This is a genomic window from Promicromonospora sp. NPDC060271 (genome assembly GCF_042726755.1).
Lineage (GTDB): Bacteria > Actinomycetota > Actinomycetes > Actinomycetales > Cellulomonadaceae > Promicromonospora.
Genome location: NZ_JBHXBG010000054.1, coordinates 1 through 25,309, shown reverse-complemented (window position 1 = coordinate 25,309; position 25,309 = coordinate 1). Strand labels below are relative to the sequence as shown.

17 protein-coding genes are annotated in these 25,309 nt (G+C 73.7%); 11 read left to right on the top strand and 6 right to left on the bottom strand.

Features of this window, described 5'->3' with window-relative positions:
* Positions 1-39: 39 nt before the first annotated feature.
* Positions 40-2,250, top strand: a complete 2,211-nt coding sequence (locus ACFWE2_RS10755; protein WP_377224214.1) for a septum formation family protein — start codon at positions 40-42, stop codon at positions 2,248-2,250.
* Here the strand turns inward: ACFWE2_RS10755 and ACFWE2_RS10750 are convergent.
* Both ACFWE2_RS10750 and clpB read right to left on the bottom strand, forming a co-directional pair.
* The gene (locus ACFWE2_RS10750; RefSeq protein ID WP_377224213.1) at positions 2,228-3,259 is read right to left on the bottom strand and encodes an ArsR/SmtB family transcription factor; all 1,032 of its coding nucleotides are present in this window, start codon (positions 3,257-3,259) and stop codon (positions 2,228-2,230) included. The two genes, ACFWE2_RS10755 and ACFWE2_RS10750, sit on opposite strands and share 23 nt — an antisense overlap.
* 334 nt (positions 3,260-3,593) lie before the next feature.
* On the bottom strand, positions 3,594-6,233 hold the full coding sequence (gene clpB / locus ACFWE2_RS10745) for an ATP-dependent chaperone ClpB (protein ID WP_377224212.1): 2,640 nt from the start codon (positions 6,231-6,233) through the stop codon (positions 3,594-3,596).
* Positions 6,234-6,352: 119 nt separating this feature from the next.
* Between clpB and cpt the strand changes: the two genes are divergently transcribed.
* Complete coding sequence (gene cpt / locus ACFWE2_RS10740; RefSeq protein ID WP_377224211.1) at positions 6,353-6,910, top strand: chloramphenicol phosphotransferase CPT; 558 nt, start codon at positions 6,353-6,355, stop codon at positions 6,908-6,910.
* Positions 6,894-7,694 (top strand): sulfite exporter TauE/SafE family protein, encoded by an 801-nt coding sequence (locus ACFWE2_RS10735; RefSeq protein WP_377224210.1) that lies wholly within the window; start codon positions 6,894-6,896, stop codon positions 7,692-7,694. The genes cpt and ACFWE2_RS10735 overlap by 17 nt, the downstream gene beginning before the upstream one ends.
* 63 nt (positions 7,695-7,757) lie before the next feature.
* Here the strand turns inward: ACFWE2_RS10735 and ACFWE2_RS10730 are convergent, their stop codons facing one another.
* From ACFWE2_RS10730 to ACFWE2_RS10720, 3 genes are read right to left on the bottom strand one after another with little or no spacing between them, the layout of a single operon-like run.
* Complete coding sequence (locus ACFWE2_RS10730) at positions 7,758-9,212, bottom strand: carboxyl transferase domain-containing protein (RefSeq protein ID WP_377224209.1); 1,455 nt, start codon at positions 9,210-9,212, stop codon at positions 7,758-7,760.
* Complete coding sequence (locus ACFWE2_RS10725; RefSeq protein WP_377224208.1) at positions 9,209-10,402, bottom strand: CaiB/BaiF CoA transferase family protein; 1,194 nt, start codon at positions 10,400-10,402, stop codon at positions 9,209-9,211. The genes ACFWE2_RS10730 and ACFWE2_RS10725 overlap by 4 nt, the downstream gene beginning before the upstream one ends.
* Before the next feature lie 5 nt (positions 10,403-10,407).
* Positions 10,408-11,730, bottom strand: a complete 1,323-nt coding sequence (locus ACFWE2_RS10720; protein ID WP_377224207.1) for an SLC13 family permease — start codon at positions 11,728-11,730, stop codon at positions 10,408-10,410.
* Positions 11,731-11,833: 103 nt separating this feature from the next.
* On the opposite strand from ACFWE2_RS10720, the gene ACFWE2_RS10715 reads away from it, so the two are divergent.
* The 6 genes from ACFWE2_RS10715 to ACFWE2_RS10690 all read left to right on the top strand — a co-directional run bounded on the left by ACFWE2_RS10715 (position 11,834) and on the right by ACFWE2_RS10690 (position 17,028).
* Entirely contained in the window at positions 11,834-12,574 is a 741-nt protein-coding gene (locus tag ACFWE2_RS10715; RefSeq protein WP_377224219.1) for a FadR/GntR family transcriptional regulator, read from the top strand.
* Complete coding sequence (locus ACFWE2_RS10710; RefSeq protein ID WP_377224206.1) at positions 12,571-13,332, top strand: sulfite exporter TauE/SafE family protein; 762 nt, start codon at positions 12,571-12,573, stop codon at positions 13,330-13,332. The genes ACFWE2_RS10715 and ACFWE2_RS10710 overlap by 4 nt, the downstream gene beginning before the upstream one ends.
* A 129-nt stretch (positions 13,333-13,461) precedes the next feature.
* Complete coding sequence (locus ACFWE2_RS10705) at positions 13,462-14,079, top strand: winged helix-turn-helix domain-containing protein (RefSeq protein ID WP_377224205.1); 618 nt, start codon at positions 13,462-13,464, stop codon at positions 14,077-14,079.
* A complete protein-coding gene (locus ACFWE2_RS10700) occupies positions 14,076-15,356 on the top strand; it encodes an MFS transporter (RefSeq protein WP_377224204.1) in 1,281 nt (426 codons plus the stop codon). Before ACFWE2_RS10705 ends, ACFWE2_RS10700 begins: the two co-directional genes overlap by 4 nt.
* Positions 15,357-15,448: 92 nt before the next feature.
* Positions 15,449-16,408: an alpha/beta hydrolase gene (locus ACFWE2_RS10695; RefSeq protein ID WP_377224203.1), complete on the top strand. Its 960-nt coding sequence runs from the start codon at positions 15,449-15,451 to the stop codon at positions 16,406-16,408.
* A 20-nt stretch (positions 16,409-16,428) separates the two neighbouring features.
* Positions 16,429-17,028, top strand: a complete 600-nt coding sequence (locus ACFWE2_RS10690; RefSeq protein WP_377224202.1) for a GNAT family N-acetyltransferase — start codon at positions 16,429-16,431, stop codon at positions 17,026-17,028.
* Positions 17,029-17,133: 105 nt separating this feature from the next.
* On the opposite strand, the gene ACFWE2_RS10685 is transcribed toward ACFWE2_RS10690, so the two are convergent.
* Complete coding sequence (locus tag ACFWE2_RS10685) at positions 17,134-22,854, bottom strand: hypothetical protein (protein ID WP_377224201.1); 5,721 nt, start codon at positions 22,852-22,854, stop codon at positions 17,134-17,136.
* Positions 22,855-23,017: 163 nt separating this feature from the next.
* Here ACFWE2_RS10685 and ACFWE2_RS10680 point away from each other — a divergent pair, with 163 nt between their 5' ends.
* Positions 23,018-24,643, top strand: coding sequence for an AlkA N-terminal domain-containing protein (locus ACFWE2_RS10680; RefSeq protein ID WP_377224200.1), 1,626 nt, complete (start codon positions 23,018-23,020; stop codon positions 24,641-24,643).
* 69 nt (positions 24,644-24,712) lie between these two features.
* The gene (locus ACFWE2_RS10675; protein WP_377224199.1) at positions 24,713-25,273 is read left to right on the top strand and encodes a methylated-DNA--[protein]-cysteine S-methyltransferase; all 561 of its coding nucleotides are present in this window, start codon (positions 24,713-24,715) and stop codon (positions 25,271-25,273) included.
* Positions 25,274-25,309: the final 36 nt, after the last annotated feature.

Sequence of the window (25,309 nt, the reverse complement as noted above, 5' to 3'; positions counted from 1 at the left end):
GTGACAAGGTCGTCGTCGAATGTCGGTAAGTTAACCTGCATGACGTCGACGCCCGACCACCTCCCGGCCGCCACCGAAGTCGCCGAGGTCCCTGCCACGGATCCTGTCGAGACGGCGTCCGCGGACGAGGCGGAGCGGGATCACGCGGCCGGCGGCACGGTCGTCGACAGCCGTCCCGAGGACGACGACGTAGCATCCGAGCAGACGGGCGACGGGTCCGACGCTGCCGGCGTGTCCACCGCGAACGGCGAGCTTGACGGGGCCCAGGACGGGGTCGCAGCGGCTGAGTCCGAGGGTGCTGAGCGTGCGGAGGGGGCCTCGGCCGAGGGTGGCCCGGCGGCGGCCGGGGCCGCGGAGGAGTCCACCGACGGGCCGACGGCGGTCGCTGCGCCGGACGCGGGGTCGTCGGCTGGTGCGGAGAGCACGCCGGGCGACGTAGAGCCGGCGGCGACGGCCGCTCCTGTCGCGGGTGTCGAGCGCGTCGCGGACGTCGAGCCCGTTGCGGACGGCGCGCCTGCCGCGGACGGCGCGCCTGCGGCGGACGTCACCGACCCTGGAGTCGCGGCGAAGGTCGCGGATCGCGAGCCCGTTGCGGACGCTGAGCCTGCCGGGAGCGTCGAGCCCGTCGGAGACGCGGCTGAGGCGGCTGAGGCGGCTGAGGCGGCTGAGGCGGAGCCTGCGGGGCCGGAGGAGCCCGTCGCAGACGTCGAGCCTGCCCCGGTACCTGCCCCGACACCTTCGGTGAATACCGGTTCGAAGCGGGCAGCACGCACCGAGGAGATCAACGTCGTACCCGCCGCCGCGCTGCCGAAGCGGGTGCCGGCGGCTCCCCCTGCCGCCCCCGTCGAGCCGACGCCGCCGTCCACCAAGAGCGCGGACCCTACGGCCACAGCGCGGTCGGAGAATCCGGCCGAGGCCGACAGTGCCGCCGTCGCCGTCGTCGGAACCGGCGTCGCTGCTGACCCCGACACCGGCTCCGACGTGAACGTCGACACCGACGCGGGCGCCGACACCGGTGTGTCCGGCGAGGACGCTGCCTCAGGAGACTCGGCCGATGCGCCGGATGCGCACGTCTCGGCAAGCACTCCCGACTCACTCGGCTCACCCGCCGCAACCGACTCGCCCACCGCAGCCACCGCCACCGCCCCCGCACCCGACTCACCGACCGCAACCGACTCACCCGCCGCAGCCGACAGCAAGCCGGCCAAGCCGAATGCCGCTGGTACGGACAAGGCCCAGCCCGGGACACCCTCCGACACCGCGACCGCGCCGGCCGTCGACGAGACCTTCGACTTCAAGGCGCTCTCCTTCGCCGCGATCGCCGCGGCGCACAAGAGGGAGCTCGGGCCGCGGACCGTCGCCGGGGAGACCGGGGAGCCCGAGGAGCAGCAGGCCGCCGACAAGACCGCCGCGGACGCGCCGGCCGCGGACCCGAAGGAGGCCCCCCGCGAGACGGAGACGCCCGCCGACGAGCGGCTTGCCGCCGCGGACGGCGCCCCCACCGAGGAGCTCTTCGCACCGCCTGCTACGCGTGTCCCGCCGGCCGTCACGCCGCCGAGCCCGTTCCCGACGCCCGCGGCCCCGCCGCAGCACCACTCGGGCACCCCGCACCCGGACCAGGGTGCCGGTCCGCAGCAGCCGCCGTCGCCGTTCCCGTCCCCGCGCGGCGGTTCCGCGCACCCGTTCCCCGCGGTGCACGGCTATGCGCCCGAGGCCTCCTATGCCGGCTGGCGTCCGCCGACCGCGGCTGACGAAGCCGCGAAGCGACGCCGGTTCGCGATGATCGGTGGGGCCGCCGTCGCAGTCGTCGCCCTGGTGACGGTGGTCGTCCTCGTCGTGAACATGGTCAGCCGGCAGCAGTGGGAGCCGATCGAGGCGATGATCGCGGAGCCGCGCGAGGTGCATCCGCTGCAGCTGGTGCTCGGTTCGTGCGTGGAGACCCTCCCCGAGGACGGCGAGGTCTCCGAGGTGCTCGCCGTTCCCTGCGACGCCTCGCACACCGCCCAGGTCGTCGGCCGCACCGACTTCGCGGACGCCGCCGTCTGGCCGGGCCGTGACGAGGTGGACAAGCGCGTCGCCCTCGTGTGCGGCACCAAGCAGCTCGGTCCCATCGCGCGCACCAGCCAGCTCGTGAACTCCGTGAGCTACGTGGTCTGGGGTCCCAGCGAGGAGTCGTGGAGCGACGGCGACCGGGTCGGCCTGTGCCTCGCCACCACTGCCGAGCCGATCACACAGGATCTCCTGCAGTAGCAGGCTGCGTCGCCGCCACTGGACCCTGTCCGGCACAGCCGTCGAGCAGGGTCTGGCCCAGCGGGGTCAGCGCGTGGATCACGGTGTTGCGCTCGCGCCCGCTGGCGATCAGGCCGGCGTTGCGCAGCACCGTCGCATGCTCCGACGCCGACGCCGGGGAGATCGCCAGACGGTTCGCGATCTCGCTGGTCGTCGCTCCGGTGCCGAGCACTCGCAGCACCGCCGCTCGGGTCCGGCCCAGAAGCGCGGTGAGCTGCTGTCCGCCGCCGTCGGACCGCACCTCGAAACCGCGGTCCAGCTTGGCGGGCTCGTGCACGATCGGGTAGAGCAGCACCGGCGGCAGGTCGACGTCCGCGAGCGTGATCGGGGCCCGGACGCAGAAGTACGACGGGATGATCAACAGGCCACGACCGGCCAGATGGATGTCCCGTTCGGCAGCCGTCGACACCGAGAGGACCGGATGCTCCCAACGCACCGACGGGTGCAACGTCCGCAGCGCGTTCTCGGTCCCGCCCTCCACCCAGGCACGGGTGCGCGCCGCGCGGTCGACGTCCACGGCGGCCCGGATGCCGCTCCAGTACGGCCCTACCGCGTGCTCGTAGTAGGAACGCACCGCGACGCCGAGCCCGCGCATGGCGGGTGCGGAACCCGCGGCGAGATCACGCATCCAGAGGTGTGGCCTGTGCTCGCCCGCCAATAACTCGATGTCCTTGCGAAGCCGGGCCCGTGGGGTGGACAGGATCGCGTCCAGCCCGGTCTCGAAGCTGTCGGAGCCGGTCACCGGCGTGAGGAAGTCCGGCGAGTAGCCGCGCGGCGGGGCCAGCCGTAAGAGCATGCGAGCTGCCGGCGGCAAGCCGGAGAGCGCCCGCTGCCGCCAGCGTCCGAACAGCGCGGTGCCCGAAGGCTGGTTCACGACGTGTGCGCTGAGCAGCACCTCCCACATGGGGTCCGGGCCCGGGGCGATCCGTACCCGGGCAAGATCATCCGAAGTGAAGTGGAACCGCAGCACCAGGCCTCCCTGACCGTCTGCCTTCTCCCGTGGCCCCCGTCGACTCGCCCCCGCGCGCCCTGACCGTGCGGGACTATGTGTGGCGACCCGCGCATGTCTTTCACCCCGCGCAAAGAGAGACGTCCGAGCGCTCAAGTTCTGGGCAAACAGGCGTCCACCTTCACAACACCAACACACGGTGCGGCTCAGGCACCACTCACCGACTACCCGCCCGTGCAGATCGCGCGGCCGCTCCCCCTGGTTCCAGGATGGCAGGCGCGCCCTGCACGCACATCGACAAATAGTCGTAGTCCGAGGTACACAGATCGACGTACCCGGGCGCGCTCGGTCCTCGTCAGGCGGTCAGCACTCGGCGGTCCAGAGCCAGGCCCTCGCCGTCAGCGCGGTCCACGACCACCGTGTCGCCGTCGGACACCTCGCCCGCGAGCAGCAGCCGTGCCAACCGGTCGCCGATCTCACGCTGCACGAGGCGGCGCAACGGCCGGGCACCGTACGCCGGGTCGAACCCCTCCAGCGCGAGCCACTCACGCGCCGCCTCCGTGACGTCGAGCGTGATCCGGCGGTCCTCCAGCCGCTTCGCGAAGGCCCCCACCTGCAGCTCCACGATGCTGCCGAGCTCGGCCAACGTCAGCGCGTCGAAGACCACCACGTCGTCCAGGCGGTTGAGGAACTCAGGCTTGAACGAGGCACGTACGGCGGTCATCACGGACTCGCGCCGCTCCTCGTCCGACAGCATCGGTTCCACGAGGAACTGCGAGCCGAGGTTCGAGGTCAGCACCAGGATCGTGTTGCGGAAGTCCACGGTGCGGCCCTGGCCGTCGGTGAGCCGGCCGTCGTCCAGCACCTGGAGCAGGATGTCGAAGACCTCGGGATGGGCCTTCTCCACCTCGTCCAGCAGCACCACGGAGTAGGGCCGCCGCCGGACGGCCTCGGTGAGCTGGCCGCCCTCCTCGTACCCGACGTACCCCGGAGGCGCACCGACGAGCCGGGCCACGGAGTGCTTCTCGCCGTACTCGGACATGTCGATGCGCACCATCGCGCGCTCGTCGTCGAACAGGAAGTCGGCCAACGCCTTGGCGAGCTCGGTCTTGCCGACACCCGTTGGGCCGAGGAACAGGAAGGAACCGGTGGGCCGGTCGGGGTCGGAGACCCCCGCCCTGGTCCGTCGCACCGCGTCGGACACCGCGGCCACAGCGGCCTTCTGGCCGATGAGGCGCTGCCCGATGACGTCCTCCATGTGCAGGAGCTTCTCGGACTCGCCCTGCAGCAGCCGCCCGGCGGGGATGCCGGTCCACGCCGCGACCACCTCGGCGATCTCGTCGGCGCCCACCTTGTCGGCGATCATCGGGGCCTCGACGGGAGCGACGAGGGACGGGTCGCCGGGCGCGCCCGCCGAGACCTGGCTCGTCGCCTCTTCCTCCTCGGCTGCGACGAGCTCCCTCTCGACCACCGGGATCTCGCCGTACTGGATGCGTGCGGCGCCCTCCAGGTCGCCCTCGCGGAGCTTGCGTTCGGCGTCGGTGCGCAGCTCGTCGAGGCGGGCACGCAGGTCACCGACGCGGTTGTGGCCCGCCTTCTCGGACTCCCAGCGCGCGGTGAGCGCCGCGAGAGCCTCACGACGGTCCGCCAGGTCGGCGCGGAGACGCTGCAGGCGCTCCTTGGAGGCCGCGTCCTCGGACTCGGACAGCACCACCTCCTCCATCTCGAGGCGCGTGACCGCGCGCTGCAGCTCGTCGATCTCCACCGGGGAGGAGTCGAGCTCCATGCGCAACCGCGACGCGGCCTCGTCGACCAGGTCGATCGCCTTGTCGGGAAGCTGCCGCCCGGAGATGTAGCGGTCGGAGAGCGATGCGGCGGCCACGAGCGCGGAGTCCGCGATCGTCACCTTGTGGTGCGCCTCGTAACGCTCCTTGAGCCCGCGCAGGATCGCCACGGTGTCCTCGACGGAGGGCTCGCCCACGAAGACCTGCTGGAACCGGCGCTCGAGGGCCGGGTCCTTCTCGATGTGCTCGCGGTACTCGTCGAGCGTCGTGGCACCCACCATCCGCAGCTCGCCGCGGGCCAGCATGGGCTTGAGCATGTTGCCCGCGTCCATCGCGCCCTCGCCCCCGGCACCCGCGCCGACCACCGTGTGCAGCTCGTCGATGAACGTGACCACCTCGCCGTCCGACGCCGTGATCTCCGCAAGGACCGCCTTGAGGCGCTCCTCGAACTCACCGCGGTACTTCGCCCCGGCCACCATCGAGGCCAGGTCGAGCGCCACGAGGCGCTTGCCCTTGAGGGACTCGGGCACGTCGCCGGCCACGATCCGCTGGGCCAGCCCCTCGACGACGGCGGTCTTGCCGACGCCCGGCTCGCCGATCAGCACGGGGTTGTTCTTGGTGCGGCGGCTGAGCACCTGGATCACGCGACGGATCTCCGAGTCGCGGCCGATCACCGGGTCCAGCTTGCCGTCGCGCGCCTGCTGCGTCAGGTCGGTGCCGTACTGCTCCAGGGCCTTGTAGGTGCCCTCCGGGTTGGGGCTCGTGACCCGGCCGGCCCCACGGACGGCGGGCAGCGCGGCGCGCAGGGCGTCGGCAGTGGCTCCGGCGTCGGACAGGATCTGTGCCGCCGGCGACTGCCCCGCCGCGACGGCGATGAGCAGATGCTCGGTGGAGACGTACTCGTCACCCAGGCCCTGTGCCTCCTTGGATGCCAGTTCGAGGACCGTCGCCATGGCCCGGCTCGCGCTCGGCTGGGCCGTGCTCGCACCGCTGGCCTGGGGCAGCGCGACCAGAGCCGCGCGCACACGCTGGCCGATCGTCTGCGCACTGGCCCCGACCGCATCGAGCAGGCCGACGGCCACGCCGCGCTCCTGCTGGAGCAGCGACGCCAGCAGGTGGACCGGCTCGAGCTGCGGGTTGCCGGCCGCCGACGCCGACTGGATCGCGTCGCCGATCGCCTGCTGCGACATGGTCGTGAACTTGGTGTCCATGAGGCCTCCCAGGATGGTGCTGAAGTCTGCGCGGCAAGGCCGCGTTCAAAGTTGAGTCTACTCCGCTCAACCCTGGAATTCACTGTAGCGTGCGCCACCCACACTCGTACCGTTGCGGTGTGAACACCCAGGTGATCGTCCTCAACGGCGGTTCGAGCTCCGGCAAGTCCTCGATCGCGCGCAGTCTGCAGGCCGTACTTCCCGAGGCGTGGCTGTCGCTCAGCGTCGACACCCTCGTCGACGCGATGCCCGCCCGCCTGACCAGCGGCGGCGACGGGATCGGCTTCGCGGACGACGGCGGCGTCGACGTCGGGCAGGAGTTCATGGCACTGCAGGACGCCTGGATCGCCGGCCTGGTCGCCATGGCTCGCGCCGGCGCGCACGTCGTGGTCGACGACGTGTTCCTCGGGGGCGCCGCGTCCCAGCGGCGCTGGCTCGACGCCCTCGGCGACGTCCCGACCCTGTGGGTCGGCGTGCGCTGCGACGCGGCTGCCGCGGAGGCACGCGAGGCCGCCCGCGGCGACCGTGTCGCGGGCATGGCCGCGAAGCAGGCCGAAGTCGTCCACGAGGGGGTCAAGTACGACCTGGAGGTCGACACCACGCACACCGGGTCGATGGACTGCGCGCGGACCATCGCGGCCCACCTGAGATCATCACGGGGTGAGCGAGCAGACTGACGAGTCCCTGACCCCTCCCCGTGCCGTCCTCGTCGGGGTCGTCGGCGGCACCTTCTCCGGGCTGTTCGGGCTGGGCGGCGGCATCGTCATGGTTCCGCTGCTGACGTCGCTCGGCGGCCTCACGCAGCGCCGGGCCAGCGCGTACTCGCTCGCGGCGATCCTTCCGGCGGCGATCGTCGGGTCCATCCCGTACCTGACCCACGACGCCGTCGACCTGATCGCCGCCGGGCTGCTCGTCGTGGGCGCCGTGATCGGCGCCGTCGTCGGGGCGCGGCTGCTCGCCCGCGTCCCGGAGACCCTGCTGCGCTGGCTCTTCGTCGGGGTGCTGGTCGTGGGGATCGTGCGGTCCGTGATGGACGCGTTCGGGGAGCCGCCGTCCGTCGACACCGCAGAAGGGCTGCCCAGCGTGCTGGACGGTGCGGGGATGATCGGGCTCGGCCTCGTCATGGGCGTCGCGTCCGGCCTGCTCGGTATCGGCGGTGGCCAGCTCGCGGTCCCCGGACTGTCCGCGCTGTTCGACTTCGCACCCGCGCTGGCCAAGGGCACGTCGTTGGTAGCGATGATCCCGACCGCTGTCTCCGGCACGTGGGTCAACGCCCGCAACCGGCTGGTCCACCTGAAGATGGCCGCGCTCATCGGCCTCGTGGCGTCGGGCTTCTCGTTCGGCGGCGCGAGCCTGTCGGTGGTCATGCCCGACGACGTCGCGTCGATCACGTTCGCCCTGCTCCTCGTCTTCGCCCTGGTCCAGCAGATCCGCAAGGCCCTGGAGAAGCAGCGGCACTAGGCCACGCGCCACTCCTTCGAGGTCTAGGTTGCTTCGTCCTGAAACGGTTCAGAGCGGAGAAGCTTAGACCTCGAAGGAGCGAACGCCCGCAGGAGGCGCGGCGAGCTCCCGCAGCACCGCCGCACACTCCGCCGCGACCGCTACCGCGACGTCCCGCGACGTGTCCCCGTCGTGCTCCGGGACCACACGCTGCACCGCGCCCTCGGCGAGCAGGTCGACGGCCCGGACGTGCTGGGCCTCCGCCATCTGCGTCGCATGCGCGGTGTCCCCGTGCACGATGACGCTCGCGCCCTCGGGCGGCAGCGGCGACAGCCAGGCGTGCTCCGCGGCGATCACGACCTGGGCAGGCAGCAGCGCGAGCGCCCCGCCGCCGCAGCCCTGGCCGAGGATCACCGACAGCGTCGGCACCGTCATCCGGGTGAGCGCCGCCATGCAGCGCGCGATCTCGCCGGCGAGCGCGCCCTCCTCGGCGGCCTGCGAGAGCTCGGCCCCCGGGGTGTCGATCACCGCGACCAGCGGCAGCCGCAGTTCCTCGGCCAGCCCCATCGCGCGCCGCGCCACCCGCAGCGCGGCGGGACCCATCGGTGCGTTCTCGGTCTGCCGGGTCCGGTCCTGCCCGACGACGAGGCACGGCCGGCCATCGAGCCGCGTCAGCGCCACCAGCATCGACTCGTCGCGCTCGCCCTCCTCGGTGCCGGAGAGCCGCACGGTCCCCGAGGCGCCGTAGCGCAGCAGGTCCCGCACCCCCACGCGGCCCTCGGCACGGGTCAGGAGCACGGAGTCCCACGCGGAGGCGTCCGCCGCGGGTTCCCCGGACCGGCGCGGGAGGGACGACGCCGACGGCGGGTCCACCAGCACCGCGAGCGCCCGCTCGACGAGCGCCGGCAGGTTCTCGGGTGCCACGACGCCGTCGAGCACGCCCTTGGCGGCGAGGTTCTCGGCGGACTGGACGCCGTCGGGCAGGGCCTCGCCCGTCAGGGCCTCGACCACGCGCGGCCCGAGGAACCCGATGAGCGCACCGGGCTCGGCGACGGTGAGGTGTGCGAGCGAGCCCCACGAGGCGTAGACGCCGCCGGTCGTGGGATGCCGCAGGTACACGAGGTAGGGCAGGCCGGCGTCGCGGTGGTCCATGACGGCGCGCGAGATCTCGACCATCTTAAGGAACGCGGGGGTGCCCTCCTGCATCCGGGTGCCGCCCGACGCCGTCGTCGCCAGCAGAGGCAGCCGTTCCGCCGTCGCGCGTCGGATCGCGGCGGTGATCCGCTGGGCCGCGGCCCGGCCGATGGAGCCGCCGAGGAACCGGAACTCGTTGACCACCACGACCACCGGCCGACCCCGGACCCGGCCACGGCCGGTGAGCACCGACTCGTCGGTGCCCGCCTTCTCCGCGGCCGCCGCCAGGACGGCGCGGTACTCGGCAGCGTGCCCCGACGTGTCGACCGGCTCGTCCCAGGACTCGAAGCTGCCCGGGTCGAGGACCAGGTCGAGCAGCTCGCGTGCCGTCCAGCGGCGGGTCACCGGCCCGCCTCGGACCCAGGCGGGGGCGCGTCGAGCCAGGCGCGGATCCCCGCGGCGTGCTCGTCGAGCACGGGCGGCGCCTGGTGGTCGCGCCGGGTCACCTCGGCGCCGTCGGGGTCGAAGAACCGCAGCGGCGGGCCGGGCAGCGTCACCGTGCCGAGGCTCGTGTGCTCCACGTCGACGAGCAGGCCCTGGCTCGCCGTCTGTTCCCATGCGTACACCTCGTCGAGGGTACGCACCCGGCCCGCCGGGACGCCCGCGTCGGCGAGTCTCGTCAGCAGCGAGTCCGTGTCCAGGTCGGCGAACGCCGTCTCGACGAGCTCGATCACCTCGTCGCGGCGGGCGACCCGCTCGGGATTGGTCCGCATGCCCTCCGCTGCGGCGTCGAGCCCGAAGGCCAGGCAGAACTTCTGCCACAGCACCTCGGACCCGACCGCGATCTGGACAGCGCCGTCACGGCAGCGGAACAGGCCGTACGGCGCTATGGAAGGGTGGTGGTTGCCCTGCGCGTGCCCCACCTCCCCGGCGACGGTCCACCGCGTGCCCTGGAACGCGTGCACGCCGGTGACCGCTGCGAGCAGGGACGTCCGGACCACCTGTCCGACGCCGGTGGTGTGCCGCTCGTGCAGCGCCGCGAGCACGCCGTACGCGCCGTAGATCCCGGCGAGCAGGTCGCCGATCGGCACGCCGACGCGCTGCGGGTCGTCCGGGCCGGACCCGGTCAGGGACATCAGCCCGGCCTCGCCCTGGGCGATCTGGTCGTAGCCCGCGCGGCCGCCCTCAGGGCCGTCGTGCCCGAACCCGGTGATCGAGAGCACCACCAGGCGTGGGTTGCGCTCGAGCAGCGTATCGACGCCGATCCCGAGCCGGTCCAGCACGCCCGGCCGGAAGTTCTCCACGAGCACGTCAGCCCGGTCGACGAGCGCGAGGAGGGTGGCCCGGCCGTCGTCGGCCTTGAGGTCGAGCGCTATCGACTCCTTGTTGCGGTTCGCGGACAGGAAGTACGTCGACTCGCGCGCGCCCTCCTCGCCCACGAACGGCGGGCCCCAGCCGCGTGTGTCGTCGCCCCGCTCGGGTACCTCCACCTTGACGACGCGCGCGCCCAGGTCGCCGAGCATCATCGTGGCGTGCGGCCCGGCCAGCGCCCGGGAGAGGTCAACGACGACGACGTCGTCCAGCGGTCCGGTCATGGTGCTCACCAGCCCGGCAGCACGAGGATGGCCCAGACGAGCAGCGGCCCCGCGAGGGTGACGATGACGGCGTAGCCGAGGATCTGCTTGTAGTACGCCTGCTCGGAGATCGTGTCCGGACGGTTGGCGAGCATCAGGGCTCCGTTCGTGGAGAAGGGGCTCACGTCGACGATGGTCGAGGACACCGCGAGGGCCGCCGCCATGGCCCACGGGCTCACGCCGCCGGCGGCGATGAGGGGCACGGCGATCGGGATGATGACCGGCAGGAGCGCCGTCGACGACGCGAAGGCCGAGACGATGCCGCCCACGTAGCAGAGGACGAGCGCACCGACCGCGGCGATGCCCAGGCCCGCGGCCCACGTGCCGATGTACTCGGGCGACCCGGCCTCGTTGAGGATCGTCGCGTAGGTGCTCACGCCCGCCACCAGCAGCACGGTGGGCCACGCGATCTGCTTGACGGCGTCCTTGTGCTGCTGCGGGGACAGCATCGCGAGGACCACGGCGGCCGTGATCGAGACGAAGCCGATGTTCTGGTCGAACGCGAGGGCGGTGGTGGCGACCGCGGCGAAGGCGACGAGGGTCAGCACGTGGTCGCGGCGCACGCCGAGCGCCTGGGTCGTGGTCGAGACGCCGGCGCCCTGGCCGCTGACCGTCACGGACTTCCCGCCCGTGTGCAGGTCGTCGGCGATGTGGCCGGCGGCCTCTGCGGGGTCGACCCGCTCGCGCACGAGCTGGCGACCGCCGAGGGCGAGGAACAGGATCACCGCCATCGCCGTGTTGATGGCGAGCGACGCGATGAAGACGGCGATCTCGGTGCCCTCGTAGCCGACGTCGGTCATCACCGAGTTGGTGATGGTGCCGTAGATGCTGATCGGCGAGAACCCACCGCCCTGGGCGCCGTGGACCACGAACATGCCCATCATCAGCGGGTTGATCCTGTAGCGGCGGGCGAAGCCGAGGGCCACCGGGCCGATGATGGCGCAGGCCGCCGGGCTGGCCGCGCCCATGGCGGTGAGCAGGGCGGTCACGGCGAACATGACCCACGGGATCAGTGCCACCCGACCCCCGACCGCCTGGACGGCCTTGGCGACGATGAGGTCGACGGTGCCGTTGTTCTTGGCGATGGAGAACAGATAGGTGACGCCGATCAGGGTGAGCACGAGGTCGGCGCTGATGCCGCCCAGCACCTCCTTCTCGTCCAGGTTCAGCGCGAAGACGCCGACGAACCAGGCCGCGACGTAGGCCAGCGCCCCCATGTTGATCGGCAGCACCGTCCCGGCGACGAACAACGCGACGAGCGCGATGATCGCGATCCACTCAGGACCCATGACAACTCCTCTTCCCATCGCGGCGGTCACCTTTGACCGACGAGGCGCGATGGATCAGTGGCCTAGCCAATAGGCCAATGCCTCTTCTGTCAAGTACTCTCGGCTGGTGACCCCCAAGGCCTCCGCCGAACTGCCGACACCGCTGGCCCGCACCCGCCTCTACGAGCAGGTCGCGGAGCAGATCACCGCCTGGATCCGACAGAACGGCCTGCAGGCCGGGGACCGGCTGCCGCCCGAGCGGGAGCTCGCGGCGCGTCTCGGCGTCAGCCGCGCGACCCTCAGCCAGGCGCTGGTCGCGATGGAGGTGGTCGGCGTCGTCGTGGTGCGGCACGGGGACGGGACGGTGCTGACGGGCAAGCACACCGAGAGCCGCATCGTCGAGGCCATCCGCGCGCACGCCGACCGGATGCCCGAGATCATCGACATCCGGGACGCGCTGGAGACCAAGATCGCCGCACTGGCCGCGCAGCGCCGCACCGAGGACGACCTCGTGGCGATCGACGCGGCGCTGGACATGATGGAGGACGCCATCACGCGCGGCGACCGCGGCGTCGAGGCCGACGAGCACTTCCACGCGGCGGTGACCGCCGCCGCGCACTCCGACCTCCTGGCCCAGACCATGCGGGAGATCGCCAGCCTGATCCGGGAGAGCCGGATCGAGTCCCTCTCCCAGCCGGGCCGGCCGCGCAACTCCCTGAGCGGGCACCGGGCCATCGCCGACGCCATCCGGGGCCAGGACCCGGAGGCCGCGGCGGCCGCCATGCACGCGCACGTCGAGATGGTGAGCGACGTGGCCCTCCTCCGTGACCAGGGCCGGGACGCCGGCCAGGGCGAGGGCCGATGACCGGCTGGGAACAGCTCGCGGTCCTCGGCGCCGGGCTCGGCGCGGGCATCCTCTCCTCGACGGTCGGCGTCGCCTCGCTGCTGAGCTTCCCGGTGCTGCTCGCCGTCGGGCTGCCGCCCGTCGTCGCGAACGCGTCGAACACGGCAGGCCTGGTGGCCGCGGGGGTGAGCGGCTCGTTCGGCTACCGCCAGGAGCTGCGCGCACATCCCGCCGTCACCCTGGCCGTCCTCGTGACGTGCGCGGTCGGCTCGGTGGGCGGGGCCGTCCTGCTGCTCGCGCTCCCGCCGGGCGTCTTCGAGGCCGTGGTGCCCTGGCTGATCCTGATCTCCTGCCTGCTGGTCGGCGCGCAGCCGTGGATCAGCAGGTGGCTGCGCCGCACCCGTGACGAGCCGACCCGGCTGCGCCACCACATGTCCCCGGCGACCGTCGTCTTCTCGGTGCTGACGGGCGCGTACGGCGGCTACTTCGGGGCGGGAGCCGGAGTCATGATGGCCGCGGTGCTGGGGCTCGGCACCGACCTGCCGGTGCACGTCGTGAACGCGCTGCGGACCGTGTCGCTGCTCGCCGCGAACGTCGTGGCGACCCTCATCTTCGTGTTCGTCGCCGACGTCGACTGGCTCGCGATCGGCCTGCTCGCCGCCGGCTCCGTGGTGGGCGGCTATGTCGGCGCCCGTATCGGCCGCAAGATGCCGCCGACGGTGTTCCGCGTCCTGGTGGTCCTCGCCGGCGTGGTCACGGCCGCGGTCATGCTGTTCTGACCGCCCGGTCACTTGTCAGAGGCTCAGGTCACCCCGGTGACCTGAGCCTCTGACACCTCGGACGAGATCTTGCACAATTATTGTGCACGAGTCTTGTGCACAGAGTTTGTGCATGGGTATTGTGCACGCATGCCCGCCTCTCAGGACGACTTCCGCCTCACCCCCGAGGCCGTCAAGGTGCTCGCCCACCCGCTCCGCTCGCGCCTGCTCGGCACCCTGCGGCGCGGCGGCCCGGCGACGGCTACCACGCTCGCGACGGCGCTGAGCACCAACTCCGGCGCCACCAGCTATCACCTGCGCAAGCTCGAGTCCGTCGGCCTGGTCGCGGACACGGGCGAGGGCGCGGGCAAGCAGCGCCTCTGGCGAGCCGCCACGAGCTCCCACAGCTGGGAGCGCACGGAACTCGCCCAGGACGAGGACGCCGCCACCGCGCTCGGCTGGCTGGAACGGGACTACCTGCGTCTGTTCACCACCGACTTCGGCCACTGGCTCGACGTCGCGGAGGCGTGGCCGGACGAGTGGCAGGACGCGGCGGGTATGGGGGACACGTGGGTCACGGTGAACCCGGAACAGCTCCAGAAGTTGCGTCGCGAGCTGCACGAGGTCCTCGATCGGTACCGCGACACCGAACCCGCCCCCGGCGCACGCCGGGTGACCTTCTGGCAGGCGGCCTACCCCCTGGAGCCGGACGAGCTTCCCGACGGCACGCAGGATGCCACCGAGGACGACGAGACGGAGCCGTCATGACGCCGCTGACGCCGACCCGGGCCCGGCAGGTGTTCCTGCTGCTGACCCTGACCCGGTGGTTCCCCGTCGGGCTGATCGTCACGGTGACCACCCTGCTGCCCATCGAACGCGGCCTCTCGGTGCCCGAGGCGCTCACGGCGCTGTCCCTCACCGGGTTCACGGTGTTCGTGCTGGAGCTGCCGACCAGCGGCCTCGCCGACTCCCTCGGCCGCCGGCCGATGCTCGTCGCGGCGGCGGTGCTGCAGGTGGTGTCAGCCGTCCTGTTCCTCACCGCGGAGACGTTCTGGGCGTTCGCGCTGGCCGCGATGGCCACCGGCGTCTTCCGGGCGCTCGACTCCGGCCCGCTGGAGGCCTGGTTCGTCGACACGGTGCACGCCACCGAGCCGGGGGCCGACGTCGACCGGCCGCTGGCCGCACACAGCACCGTGCTGGGTGCCTCGATCGCCGCAGGCGCCCTCCTCTCGGGCCTGCTCGTCTGGTGGCACCCGTTCGAAGCCTGGTCGGCGCTCACCTTCCCCTATGCGGTGTACGCGGTGCTCTCGGCGGTTCACCTGGTCGCCGTCACGATCCTGGTCCGGGAGGTGCCCCGCACCGTCACGCCGTCGGGCGGCCGTCCCGCTGGGGTCGCCGGCCGGGTGCTGGCGTCCGCACGCCAGGCGCCCGGCGTGATCCGCGACGGCCTGCGGCTCGCGCGCGACAACCGGGTGCTGCGCTGGCTGCTGCTCGTCGAGGTGTTCTGGAGCGTCGGGATGGTGGTGTACGAGACGTTCCAGCCCATCCGCCTGGCCGAGCTGCTCGGCGGGACGGCCGCCGGTGCCGCGGTGGCGGGCCCCGCCGCGGCGGCCGGATGGGCGGTGTTCGCCGGCGGGGCAGCGCTCAGCGGGCTCGCCACACCCCGCATCGGGGTAGCGCGGACGGCGATCATCGCGCGGGTCCTCAACGGGCTGGGGGCGGTCTGGATGGGGCTTGCGCTCGGTCCGGTGGGCCTGGTCGCCGCCTACCTCGTGACCTACGGGCTGCACGGGGCGAACGGGCCCGCCTACCAGGCGCTGCTGCACCGCGAGGCCGAGGCCCGGAACCGTTCCACGGTGCTCTCGATGGCGTCGATGGTGTCGTTCGCTGCCTTCTCCCTTGGCGCGCCCGCGCTCGGCTGGGCTTCGGGTGTCCTGTCCATCCAGGCCGCCATGGTGATCGGCGGCGTGTTCAGCACCCTGGGTGCGGTCTGCTTCCTCCCCGCGCTGCGCCGGGAACGGAGGCTCGCCGTCACCCCCCGCTAGTCGCTCAGTTACCTATATCGTCAGCCGACGGCAGCACACACGGCAGACCACACGGCTGAGCCGGCCAGGCAGGCATGACGCACAGGAGCGACATGGACGACAGCGGGAACGACTGGACAGAGGACGTGCTGGGCGAGGGCTTCGCGGCCCGCACGCTACGGCTCCCGGGCGGTGCCGAGGCGACCCTGGTCCGCCATGCGCCGCAGGACGGGCCCGGCGTCGGGCGACCGCCCGTGCTCTACGTGCACGGGTTCACCGACTACTTCTTCCAGCGCCACCTCGCCGAGGCGGTCGCGGGGCGCGGCTACCCGTTCTACGCGATCGACCTGCGCGGGCACGGCCGCTCCATCGACGCGTGGACCGCTGCGGGCGGCGATCCCAACATGGTCAACAGCCTGCGGCTCTACGAGCAGGATCTCGACGCCGCGGCCGACGCGATCGCCGAGGACGGCCACACCGGGCTGGTGCTCATGGGGCACTCGACCGGCGGGCTCATCACCTCGTTGTACGCGAACGTGCGGCCGGACCGGGTGACGGCCATGGTGCTGAACAGCCCGTGGTTCGACCTGAAGGGCAAGTGGTCGGACCGGACTGTGGTCACCCAGGTGGTGTACGCGCTCGGCCGGATCGCACCACGCACCGTGGTGTCCACGCTCGGTGGGGACTACGGCCGCGCCCTGCACCACGCCACCGGCGGCGAGTGGGTGTACGACCTGCGATGGAAGCCGAACGAAGGATTCCCGGTCCGGGCAGGGTGGCTCGCCGCGATCCGGCGCGAGCACCGCAGGCTCGGGCGCGGGCTCGCAGTGCGGTGCCCCACCCTTCTGTGCACCAGCGACAAGACCGGGCCCGACGCCGGGGAGGCCGCCGTCATGCTCAGCACCGACGCGATCCTCGACGTCGCACACATGCACGCCCGCGCGCCGAAGCTGGGCGGCACGGTCGAGGTGGCCGTCATCGAGGGCGGCGCCCACGACCTGGCCCTGTCCCCGAAACCGGCCCGCGACAAGTACCTGACCACCGTCCTGGACTGGCTCGACGCGACGGTCTGAGCTCGTGGTGGGATGACCACATGCTGCACGATCTCCACCTCACCGCCCACGGCGTCCGTCTCGAACCGCTGTCCCGCGACCACGCTCCGGCCCTGTCGGGCCTCGTCGACGCGCAGCTCTGGGCGGGCATGACCAGCGCCCTCCCGGACACCGTCCCGGCGATGGAGGCGTACGTGGACGCCGCCCTCGCGGCGCAGGACCATCTCGCCTTCGCCGTGCTCGGACCCGACGGCGAGGTGCGCGGCTCCACGCGGTTCTACGAGCTCAGCACCGGGCAGCGGCGGGTCGAGATCGGCGCAACGTTCTACGGCCGGGACTGGTGGGCCGGGGTGACGAACCCGGCGTGCAAGCTGATGCTGCTGCGGCATGCCTTCGACGAGCTGGGGCTGCGGCGCGTCGCCCTGCGCTGCGACGCGCGGAACGACCGGTCACGGGCCGCGATCCTGAAGCTCGGCGCCCGGGAGGAGGGCCGGCTGCGAGCGCACCGCGTCGCGCCCGACGGGTCAGAGGGCGACACCCTGTACTTCTCGATCCTGTCCGACGAATGGCCGAGTGTCCGGGACGGCCTGGAGGCACGCCTGACGGCGCTCGCCCCAGCGGCGCCGTCCGGTCCCCGCTAGCCAGTCGTCCGGTCCGGCTGGCCACTGGCGCCCTCCCAGAGCCGATGCCGCGACCACGGCTCGGCCCGTCGCGGTGTCGGATCGCCCGGTGAGCACCGGTCCGGCTCAGCGCAGGTCGCGCAGATAGGCCGCGGTACCTCCGGAGGCCGCCGTCCTGCGCTCGTCGAGCGTCGCGATGATGAGCAGCACGACGGCGGCGGGGACGAGCGTGAGGATCCACGGCAGCGGCGAGACGCCGACGCCAAGCTTCGCGAACACGATGACCACCTCGACGGCCAGCGTCCACACGCCGAGCCAGAACGGTGCCGACAGGCGTAGCCGCGACCCGACGAGGACCGACGCCAGGGCCGCCAGCACCACCCAGGACGCCCGGACCGTCAGCGGGTCGGTGGCGGTGGACAGCACGGACGGGCCGACGAGGGCCGCGATGCCGAGGCCGATGGTGCGCCAGGAACCGCCGTGTCCGAGCGGCCAGGTCATGAGGCTGACAGACACGTCCCTCGGTTCGCCCGCCGCCACCCAGCGACGCAGCGCCGTCGCGCCCGACCAGATCAGGCCGGCGCCCAGCATCACCGAGAACGCCTCGACGCGCAGCTCGCGCGGCGCCCAGGCGGCGATCGCGACGGCCGCGGCACACAGCCAGACCAGCCACGGTGGTGCGCCGACTCCCGGCCGGCCCGCCCGCCGCGTGACCAGCACGAGCACCACGAGCAGCCCGAGCTCCACCACCAGCAGCGACACGATCGATCCCCAGACCGGGCGGGTGTTCACCACCGCGCCGAGCGTTGCGAGCACCAGGCCCGGCGCCATGCCCCAGCGGTCGAGCCACGACGCCGTCCGGCCGTGCGCCGACCGGCGAGCGAGGACGGCCGCCGCGACCAGGAGCGCACCCGCGAGGAGCGCCCACCCGAGGCCTGCGGCGAACACCCAGCCTGCCCCGACCGGCGTGCCGAACGGGGAGCCGTCGTACCAGGTCAGCGGGGGCAGTCCGGACACGGGACCCCCGGCGGACCCGATCCAGTACACCGGCTCGCCCGCGACGTGGAGCGACTCGACCACTCCGCTCAGCGCGGCCAGGGCGCCGACGGCCACCAGCCCGCGCCGCACCGGCCCCGTCCACGAGTCGCGCAGGAAGGCGAGCCGCTCGCGTACGGGCCGCAGGTCGAGGGCCCATGCCGTCGCCAGGGCGAGCGCCGCGCCGCCCACCAGGGCGAACGGCCGCCAGTCGGCGGGCTCGGTACGGGTCAGGTGCACCACGAGGCTCGGCACCACGGCGAGCCCCGCGCCGACGGCGGCGAGCCGCCAGGCGTGCGTCGCGGCAGTGACCGACACGGTGCCGTCCCCGGCAGTGGTGCTCGAACCGGTAGTGGTGTCAGCCCCGGCCGTGGTGGCCCCGCCCTCGGCGTCAGGCTCGGAACGTCCGGTGCGCCAGGCAGCGAAGGCGCCGACCGCAACGGCGGCCAGCGCCGGCGGGAGAGTGTAGGCCTCGACCAGCCGGACCTCGCCGCCACCCAGCGCCGTCCAGAGCGCGGCGAGCCCCAGCGCACCGGCCAGCGGCCAGACGCGCCGCCGCCCGGGCTCACGGGCCACGAGCACGGCGCCCGCCATGAGCAGCAGCAGCACGGCGACCGCGACGTCCGGCCCTGCAGCGGGTCGCGCATACGCGAGGAAGACGGTGATGGCGCCCGTGAGGAGTACCGACCGCTCCAGGCTCCGGCGTACCGCGGCCGCGAGCAGCGGCCCGCCGTCGGGCACCCGGGTGGCTATCCGTTCCGCGATGCGAGCCGCCCCGCCCGCTACCGCCGACACGAACAGTGCGACGGCCGGCAGGACGTACGGGGAGCCGGAGACCTCGAGGATCATGGCCCCCACGCTCGTGACCATGACGGACGCCGTGGGGAGCAGCAGGAAGGCGGCTCCGGCCCGGACGACGTGCGCCAGACCCGCGCGGGCGGTGAGCAGCAGCACGAGCTCGAGCGCCAGCATCGCCGCCGCGGCGCCCGCCGACCACCAGGTGCGTTCGAGCACCACCGTGACGACACCCGCCGCGAACGGCCCGGCGGTGACGCCGAGGACCACGTACCACTCGGCGCGCGAGGTGCGTCCGCCGAGCGTCACCGCGATGGTCACCACCGAGGCGACCGCCGAGACCGTGCAGATCGCCGCGACGGTGGACAGCTCGAGCCAGCTCAGCACAACGCCCAGCACGGCGAGCGGGTACGCGTACCCCGCACCGACCAGCCATGGGTGCGTCGTCGGCCGCAGCGTGGCGCGCAGGCAGAGCAGCAGTGCGCAGACGACGAGCGCGCCGGCGGCCGCCGTCGGGCGGGACGCCCAGGAGAAGGCGAGCAGCACGCCGGTCGCGACGAAGGCGCCGGTGAGTGCGGTGGCCCGGGCGAGACGCAGGTCGGCGCCGGTGACGGCGGTACCGCCGATCGACCGCAGCCGCCCCGACGCGCGGACGAGCGCCCGGACCGCCCCCTGCACGACGACGGCCGCCGGGCGCAGCGTGCGCCAGGCCGCCGACCGGTCGGCCGTCCCCGCGACCAGCATGAACGCAAGCACCGCCACGGCGGCGAGCGAGACGGCGACGGCGAGCCGGGGGTCGAGCGCGAGGCCGAACGCGGCCAGCAGAACGGCCACGGGAGCGACCACCGCCTCGAGCCGCCGCCCCCGCCACGCGAGCCTGGCGGCCAGCAGGGTGACGACGGCGAACGCGACGGTCCCCAGGTGCGCCACCGGAAGGTTCAGGCTCACAAGGGTCTGGACGTCCCCGACGATCGGGTCGGCCGAGGCCGGGGGCACCAGCGCGCCGGCTGGTAGCGACCAGCCGGCGTCCCGTACCGACCAGGCCGCTACCCACGCGTCCGTCACACGGACCAGGACCAGCCCGACGGCCGGAGTCGCGGCGGCCGCCGTGACGATCCAGCCGCTCAGCAGCAGGTCGTCCCGGGTGCCCGCGGCCAGCGCCCCCCGGACGGAGCCGAGACCGGCAGCCCTCAGCAGTCGCGGCGCGGTCAGGAGCGCGAGCGCCGCCCACACGCCGGCCGCCCCGAACGGTACCCAGCCGGCTCCCGACCACTGGCCGACCCCGCCCAGCAGGCCACCCGCCGCGACCGCGAGCACGCCGCCGAGAACCGTCCAGTGCCGGTGGTGGGTGACCCGCCGCATGATCGCGGCGGTCACCGCCGTCAAGGCGACGAGCAGCGCGGTGCCGCCGAGACCCGGCAGCGCCTCCGGCTGGTCGACGAAGAACGACAGGAGGACGGCGAGCGGCACCGTCACGAGCGCGACGGCATCGAGCACAGCGGTCTCGGCCCGGAGCCCGGACCCGATGCGCGGCCCGGAGACGCGGCGGGCGGCCCGCCCGAGGAGCGTGGTGAGGGTCGCGGCGAGGAAGGCCACGGCGGGCAGCCACGAGCCGTCGGCCGGGTCGACCGCGCCGAGCAGCAGCAGCGGGATGACCGGCGCCGCGAGGACTCCGACGGACGCCCAGGCCCGGACCCGGAGGACATGGCCGAGCACCGCCCCCGTGAGGACAACGGCGGACCACAGGACCGCGGTGGTTCCCAGCCTGGTCAGCGGCGGCACGGGCACTGTGAGCACCGCAAGGAGGGAGGCGGCGAGAGCGGCGGGCAGCCCGGCGGCGCGCACCACCCGCAGGACCCGCGCCTCCACGGCGAACCGCGGCCCGCCTGAGAAGTCGAGGCGCCGGGCGAGCGCCGGAAGCAGGCGCAGCGCCGTCCACGCCACCACGGCGACCAGCACCAGGGCGAGCACCCACCACCAGACCGACCACGCCGGCTCCGCATCGCCGGGCAGGCTCAACGCCACGAGCACGGGCACCACCGGCCCGGCGAGGACCGCCGTCGACAGCCAGGACCGGACGCGGAGCCGGTAGCCCAGCACGGCCGCGAGCAGCACCACGCCGAACCACAGCACCGTGGTCGCGCCGACCCTCGTCAGGGACGGCAGGGCCTCCACGGCGAAGGACGCCGCCAGCGCGAGCGGGAAGGCCGCCGCGCGCATCACCCGGAGCGTCGTCGCCTCGATGGCGAAGGACGCACGGTGGCGCTCCGTGAGCCTCGGCAGCGCGCGGCCGGCCGCCCAGCCGACGAGCCCGGCCAGCACCAGGGCGAGCACCCACCACCACGTCGACCACACGGAGGCGGGCAGGCCGAGTGCGACGAGCACCGGCACCAGCGGTGCGGTGACCAGTGCGGTAGTCGTCCAGGCACGGACGCGCAGCCAGTACCCGAGCACCGCGGAGAGGACGACCACGGCGGACCACAGGACGGCCGTCGAGCCCGGCCCCGTCAGCGGCGGCAACGCCTCGGCGCCCCGCGCGGCGAGCAGGGCGAGCGGTGGACCGGCACCTCGGAGGACGCGCAGCACTCCCTCCTCGAGCTGGAACGTCACGGCACCGCCGAGCCGCCGTCCGAACCTCGGGACCTGCCGCATCGCCGCCCAGGCGAGCACCGCGACGAGGACGAACGCGAGCACCCACCACCACGCGGACGCCGCCGGGCCGGGGAAGACGAGCAGGACCAGCACCGGGATCAGCGGCGCCGACACCAGACCCGCGGATGCCCACGAGCGCACCCGCAGCCAGGCCCCGAGCACCACGGAGCACAGCACGACGCCGGACCACAGGATCGCCGTCGTCCCCGTCACGGCATCCGGCGTCACCGCCTCGGCCCCGAGCGCGGCCAGCAGGGCGAGCGGCGGACCGGCGGCCCGGACGACCCGCAGCACCCAGGTCTCGGCGGCCAGCCGGGAGCCGCACCGCTCGCCGGCCGGCGGCGCCACGCGCATCGCCGCCCACGCGACGACGCCGACCAGCAGCAGCCCGAGCGCCCACCACCACATCGACCACGGGGTGACCGGCAGGCCTGCGGCGACCAGCACCGGAACCACAGGAGCCGACACCAGTCCCGCCGAGACCCACGAACGCACCCGCAGCCATGCGCCGAGCGCGACGAAACCGGGGGCCAGCACCGCGAGCACCGTGGCCCGGGCAAGCGCCGGATCGACCTGCCCCAGCAGGCCCGCCTGCATGCCCAGCTCGACGTCCACCCACGCGAGCACCACCGCGAGCGCCGCGACCGCCTCACTGGTCGTACGCAGCCCGGCCCGGCGCAGCAGGGCGCCGACCGTGACGGCGGTGGCCGTGACGATCCCCGTGACGACCGCCCGCAGCAGCAGGTTGTCGCCGAACGTGAAGAACACGAAGACGACCGCGGAGACCGCGAGCAGCGCGGCGCCAGCTCCGGCGAGGATCGGCTGCAGCGAGATGCCCGGACCGGACGGACGCGGCGCAGAAGCCGCGGCCCGCCCGGCGTCCCCGGGCGTCGCGGCAGGCTGCCGCGCGCCGGCCGCCGCCGGGGGCGCCACGTCCGCCCGGCGCACCGGCGGCGCGGACCGTACTGGCGGCGGCTGGGCGGGCAGCGGCTGGGCGGGCGCCGGCGCGGGGGGCGTCGGCGGCACGGACGCTGACGGCACGGTCGGCGCCGCCGGAGCCGGCGCGGGAACGATGCCGGCGACGTGCGCCTGACGTGCCGCGCCGTCCGCGACCCGCGCGCCAGAGCCGACCTCGCCGGCCGTCGCGACGCGCTGTGCCCGCCGCATCGCGTCGAGCACCGCCTCCCGGTCCCGGAGGCTGTCGGCCGCGGCGACGGACAGCCGCCACACCTCCTGCGCCTGCCTGCCCGAGACGTCCAGCCCGCAGGCAGCACAGACCACGGACGCGAGGCGTTCCCCGCAGGCGGGACACCGCGTGGTGTCGGTGAGGCGGGCGACGACGTCGCCGGCCCAGGTCGGAGGCATGCCGGACATCCTGTCGGAGTTGTCCGCGAGCGCGCCATCTATCCACAGCATCTGTCCAAAGGGTCGAGTCGACCAGCGCGACGTCCGCTCGCCGCCGACGTCGGCACCGTGGTGTCCGAAACCCGCTAGCCGGGAGGTCTCCGGGCGGCGCAGGATGGTGGCCATGACCGACGTCGAGCTCCGCGATCCAGCGTTCACCGAGCGTTACCGCGCGATCGCCGCGCGGGACTCCCGCTTCGACGGGCAGTTCTACACGGCGGTCCGCACCACGGGCATCTACTGCCGGCCGTCGTGTCCGGCACGTACGCCGAAGGCGGAGAACGTCGCGTTCTACCTGACGTCGGCCGCCGCGCACGAGGCCGGGTTCCGCGCCTGCAAGCGCTGCCTCCCGGAGGCCGCCCCCGGCACACCCGCCTGGGACCTGCGCAGGGACCTCACGGGTCGCGCCATGCGCCTCGTGGCCGACGGCGTGGTGGACCGCGAGGGGGTCTCGGGACTGGCGACGCGACTGGGGTATTCCGAGCGGCAGCTCCACCGTCTCCTGGTCGGTGAGCTGGGGGCTGGGCCGCTGGCGCTCGCCCGGGCCCAGCGCGCGCAGACGGCGCGTGCGCTCCTGGTCGGTACGTCCCTGCGGCTCGCCGACGTCGCCTTCGCCGCCGGCTTCGGCTCGATCCGGCAGTTCAACGACACGGTCGCCGAGGTCTTCGGTGCGACGCCGTCCGAGGTGCGCGCGCGTGCGCGGCGTTCGGGGCGTGGCGCGGCGGCCACCGGTGGTCGTGCCCGCCCGGGTAGTGCTGAGGTCGGCAGCTCGCACCGAGGTCGGTCCAGGCCTGTGCCGACCTCGGTGCAGAGTGCCGACCTCGCGGACCCGGCCCAGGAGACCGGCGACGAGCCCGTCCGGATCTCGCTCACCCTGCCCGTCCGGGAACCGTTCGACGCGCGCGGGGTGCTGGAGTTCCTCGCCGTCCGCTCGATCGAGGGCGTGGAGACGTCGGACGTCGGCGCCCTGCGGTACGCCAGGACCTTCGCGCTGCCGCACGGCCCCGGCGCGTTCGAGGTGCGCGTACCTCGCCCGGGCAGCGGCCGGGTCGACCTGGACCTCGAGCTCGCCGACCTGGCCGACGCACCGGTCGCCGTCGCGCGCGTGCGCCGCCTGCTGGACCTCGACGCCGACCCGGTCGCCGTCGACTCGGCGCTCGCCGCCGACCCGGTGCTCGCGCCGTCAGTCGCCGCGGTGCCGGGCATCCGGGTACCAGGGACCCTCGACCCGGCCGAGCTGCTGGTCCGCGCCATAGTGGGCCAGCAGATCAGCGTGGCCGCGGCCCGCACTCATCTGTCCCGCCTCGCGCGAGGTGTCGGCACGCCGTACACCTCCGCGTTCGAGGGCCTCACCCGGCTCTTCCCCGGCCCCGCCCAGGTGGCGGACGGCGCCCCCGCGCACCTCCGCCTGCCGGCCCGGACCCTGGCGACGGTGGTCGGTGCCGGCCGCGACCTCGCGGACGGCACGCTCGCCCTCAGCGTCGGCGACGACCCCGAGGACCTGCGCAGGCGCCTGGTCGCCCGCCCCGGTATCGGCCCCTGGACCGCCGGGTACGTGGCCCTGCGGGTGCTCGGCGACCCGGACGTCCTCATGGACGGCGACGTCGCCCTGCTCGCCGGGGCGCGCAACCTCGGCCTGGTCGCCGCGGAGGCACCCCGGCCCCACCAGTTCAAGGAGCTCGCCCTACGCGGCGCGGCGTGGGCGCCCTGGCGCTCGTACGCCGCGATGCACCTCTGGCGCTCCGCCTGACGTGTCAGACACCTGGGTCACCCGGGTGACCTGCGCGTCTGACAACTCGTTTCCATCGGAAGGAAAACCATGCACGCGACAACTCTCACCACCCCCGACGGCCCGTTCAGCATCCTCGTCGGGGCGGCGACCGACACGACCGGCCCCGCGGGCGGTCCAGCTCAGGAGGCGGTCCTCGCCGGCGGATGGACCGACGACCTCGACTCGCTGCTCGCCCTCGTCCACCCCACCTTGCGGCTGAGCACGGGTCCGGGGCAGCTCACGCGGCCGTCGTCGCCGGACGGTGTGCTCGCCGAGGCGGCGGACGCCGTCCGCGCCTACTACGACGGCGACCACGGGGCGCCCGGCCGCGTACCGGTGCGGCAGGCGAGCGGCCCGTTCCGGTCGCACGCGTGGGACGTGCTGCGCGAGGTGAAGGCGGGCGAACGCCTGACGTACAGCGAGTACGCCGTGCGGGCCGGGCGTCCTGCGGCGGTGCGTGCGGCCGCCGGGGCGTGCGCCATGAACGCGGCGGCGCTGTTCGTGCCGTGCCACCGCATCCTGCGCACGGACGGCACCCTGGGCGGCTTCCGCTACGGCCTGCCGATCAAGGAGAGCCTGCTCGCCCGCGAAACCACCCCGCCGAAGTAGAGCGCCTGTCCGCGTGGTGCCGGGATGTCCCGGCAC

Coding starts and splice junctions, on each gene's coding strand:
- ACFWE2_RS10685 (WP_377224201.1), bottom strand. CDS start 22,854: ATGCCTCCGACCTGGGCCGGCGACGTCGTCGCCCGCCTCACCGACACC.
- ACFWE2_RS10675 (WP_377224199.1), top strand. CDS start 24,713: ATGCACGCGACAACTCTCACCACCCCCGACGGCCCGTTCAGCATCCTC.
- ACFWE2_RS10700 (WP_377224204.1), top strand. CDS start 14,076: ATGACGCCGCTGACGCCGACCCGGGCCCGGCAGGTGTTCCTGCTGCTG.
- ACFWE2_RS10680 (WP_377224200.1), top strand. CDS start 23,018: ATGACCGACGTCGAGCTCCGCGATCCAGCGTTCACCGAGCGTTACCGC.
- ACFWE2_RS10720 (WP_377224207.1), bottom strand. CDS start 11,730: ATGGGTCCTGAGTGGATCGCGATCATCGCGCTCGTCGCGTTGTTCGTC.
- clpB (WP_377224212.1), bottom strand. CDS start 6,233: ATGGACACCAAGTTCACGACCATGTCGCAGCAGGCGATCGGCGACGCG.
- ACFWE2_RS10690 (WP_377224202.1), top strand. CDS start 16,429: ATGCTGCACGATCTCCACCTCACCGCCCACGGCGTCCGTCTCGAACCG.
- ACFWE2_RS10755 (WP_377224214.1), top strand. CDS start 40: ATGACGTCGACGCCCGACCACCTCCCGGCCGCCACCGAAGTCGCCGAG.
- ACFWE2_RS10725 (WP_377224208.1), bottom strand. CDS start 10,402: ATGACCGGACCGCTGGACGACGTCGTCGTCGTTGACCTCTCCCGGGCG.
- ACFWE2_RS10705 (WP_377224205.1), top strand. CDS start 13,462: ATGCCCGCCTCTCAGGACGACTTCCGCCTCACCCCCGAGGCCGTCAAG.
- ACFWE2_RS10710 (WP_377224206.1), top strand. CDS start 12,571: ATGACCGGCTGGGAACAGCTCGCGGTCCTCGGCGCCGGGCTCGGCGCG.
- ACFWE2_RS10695 (WP_377224203.1), top strand. CDS start 15,449: ATGGACGACAGCGGGAACGACTGGACAGAGGACGTGCTGGGCGAGGGC.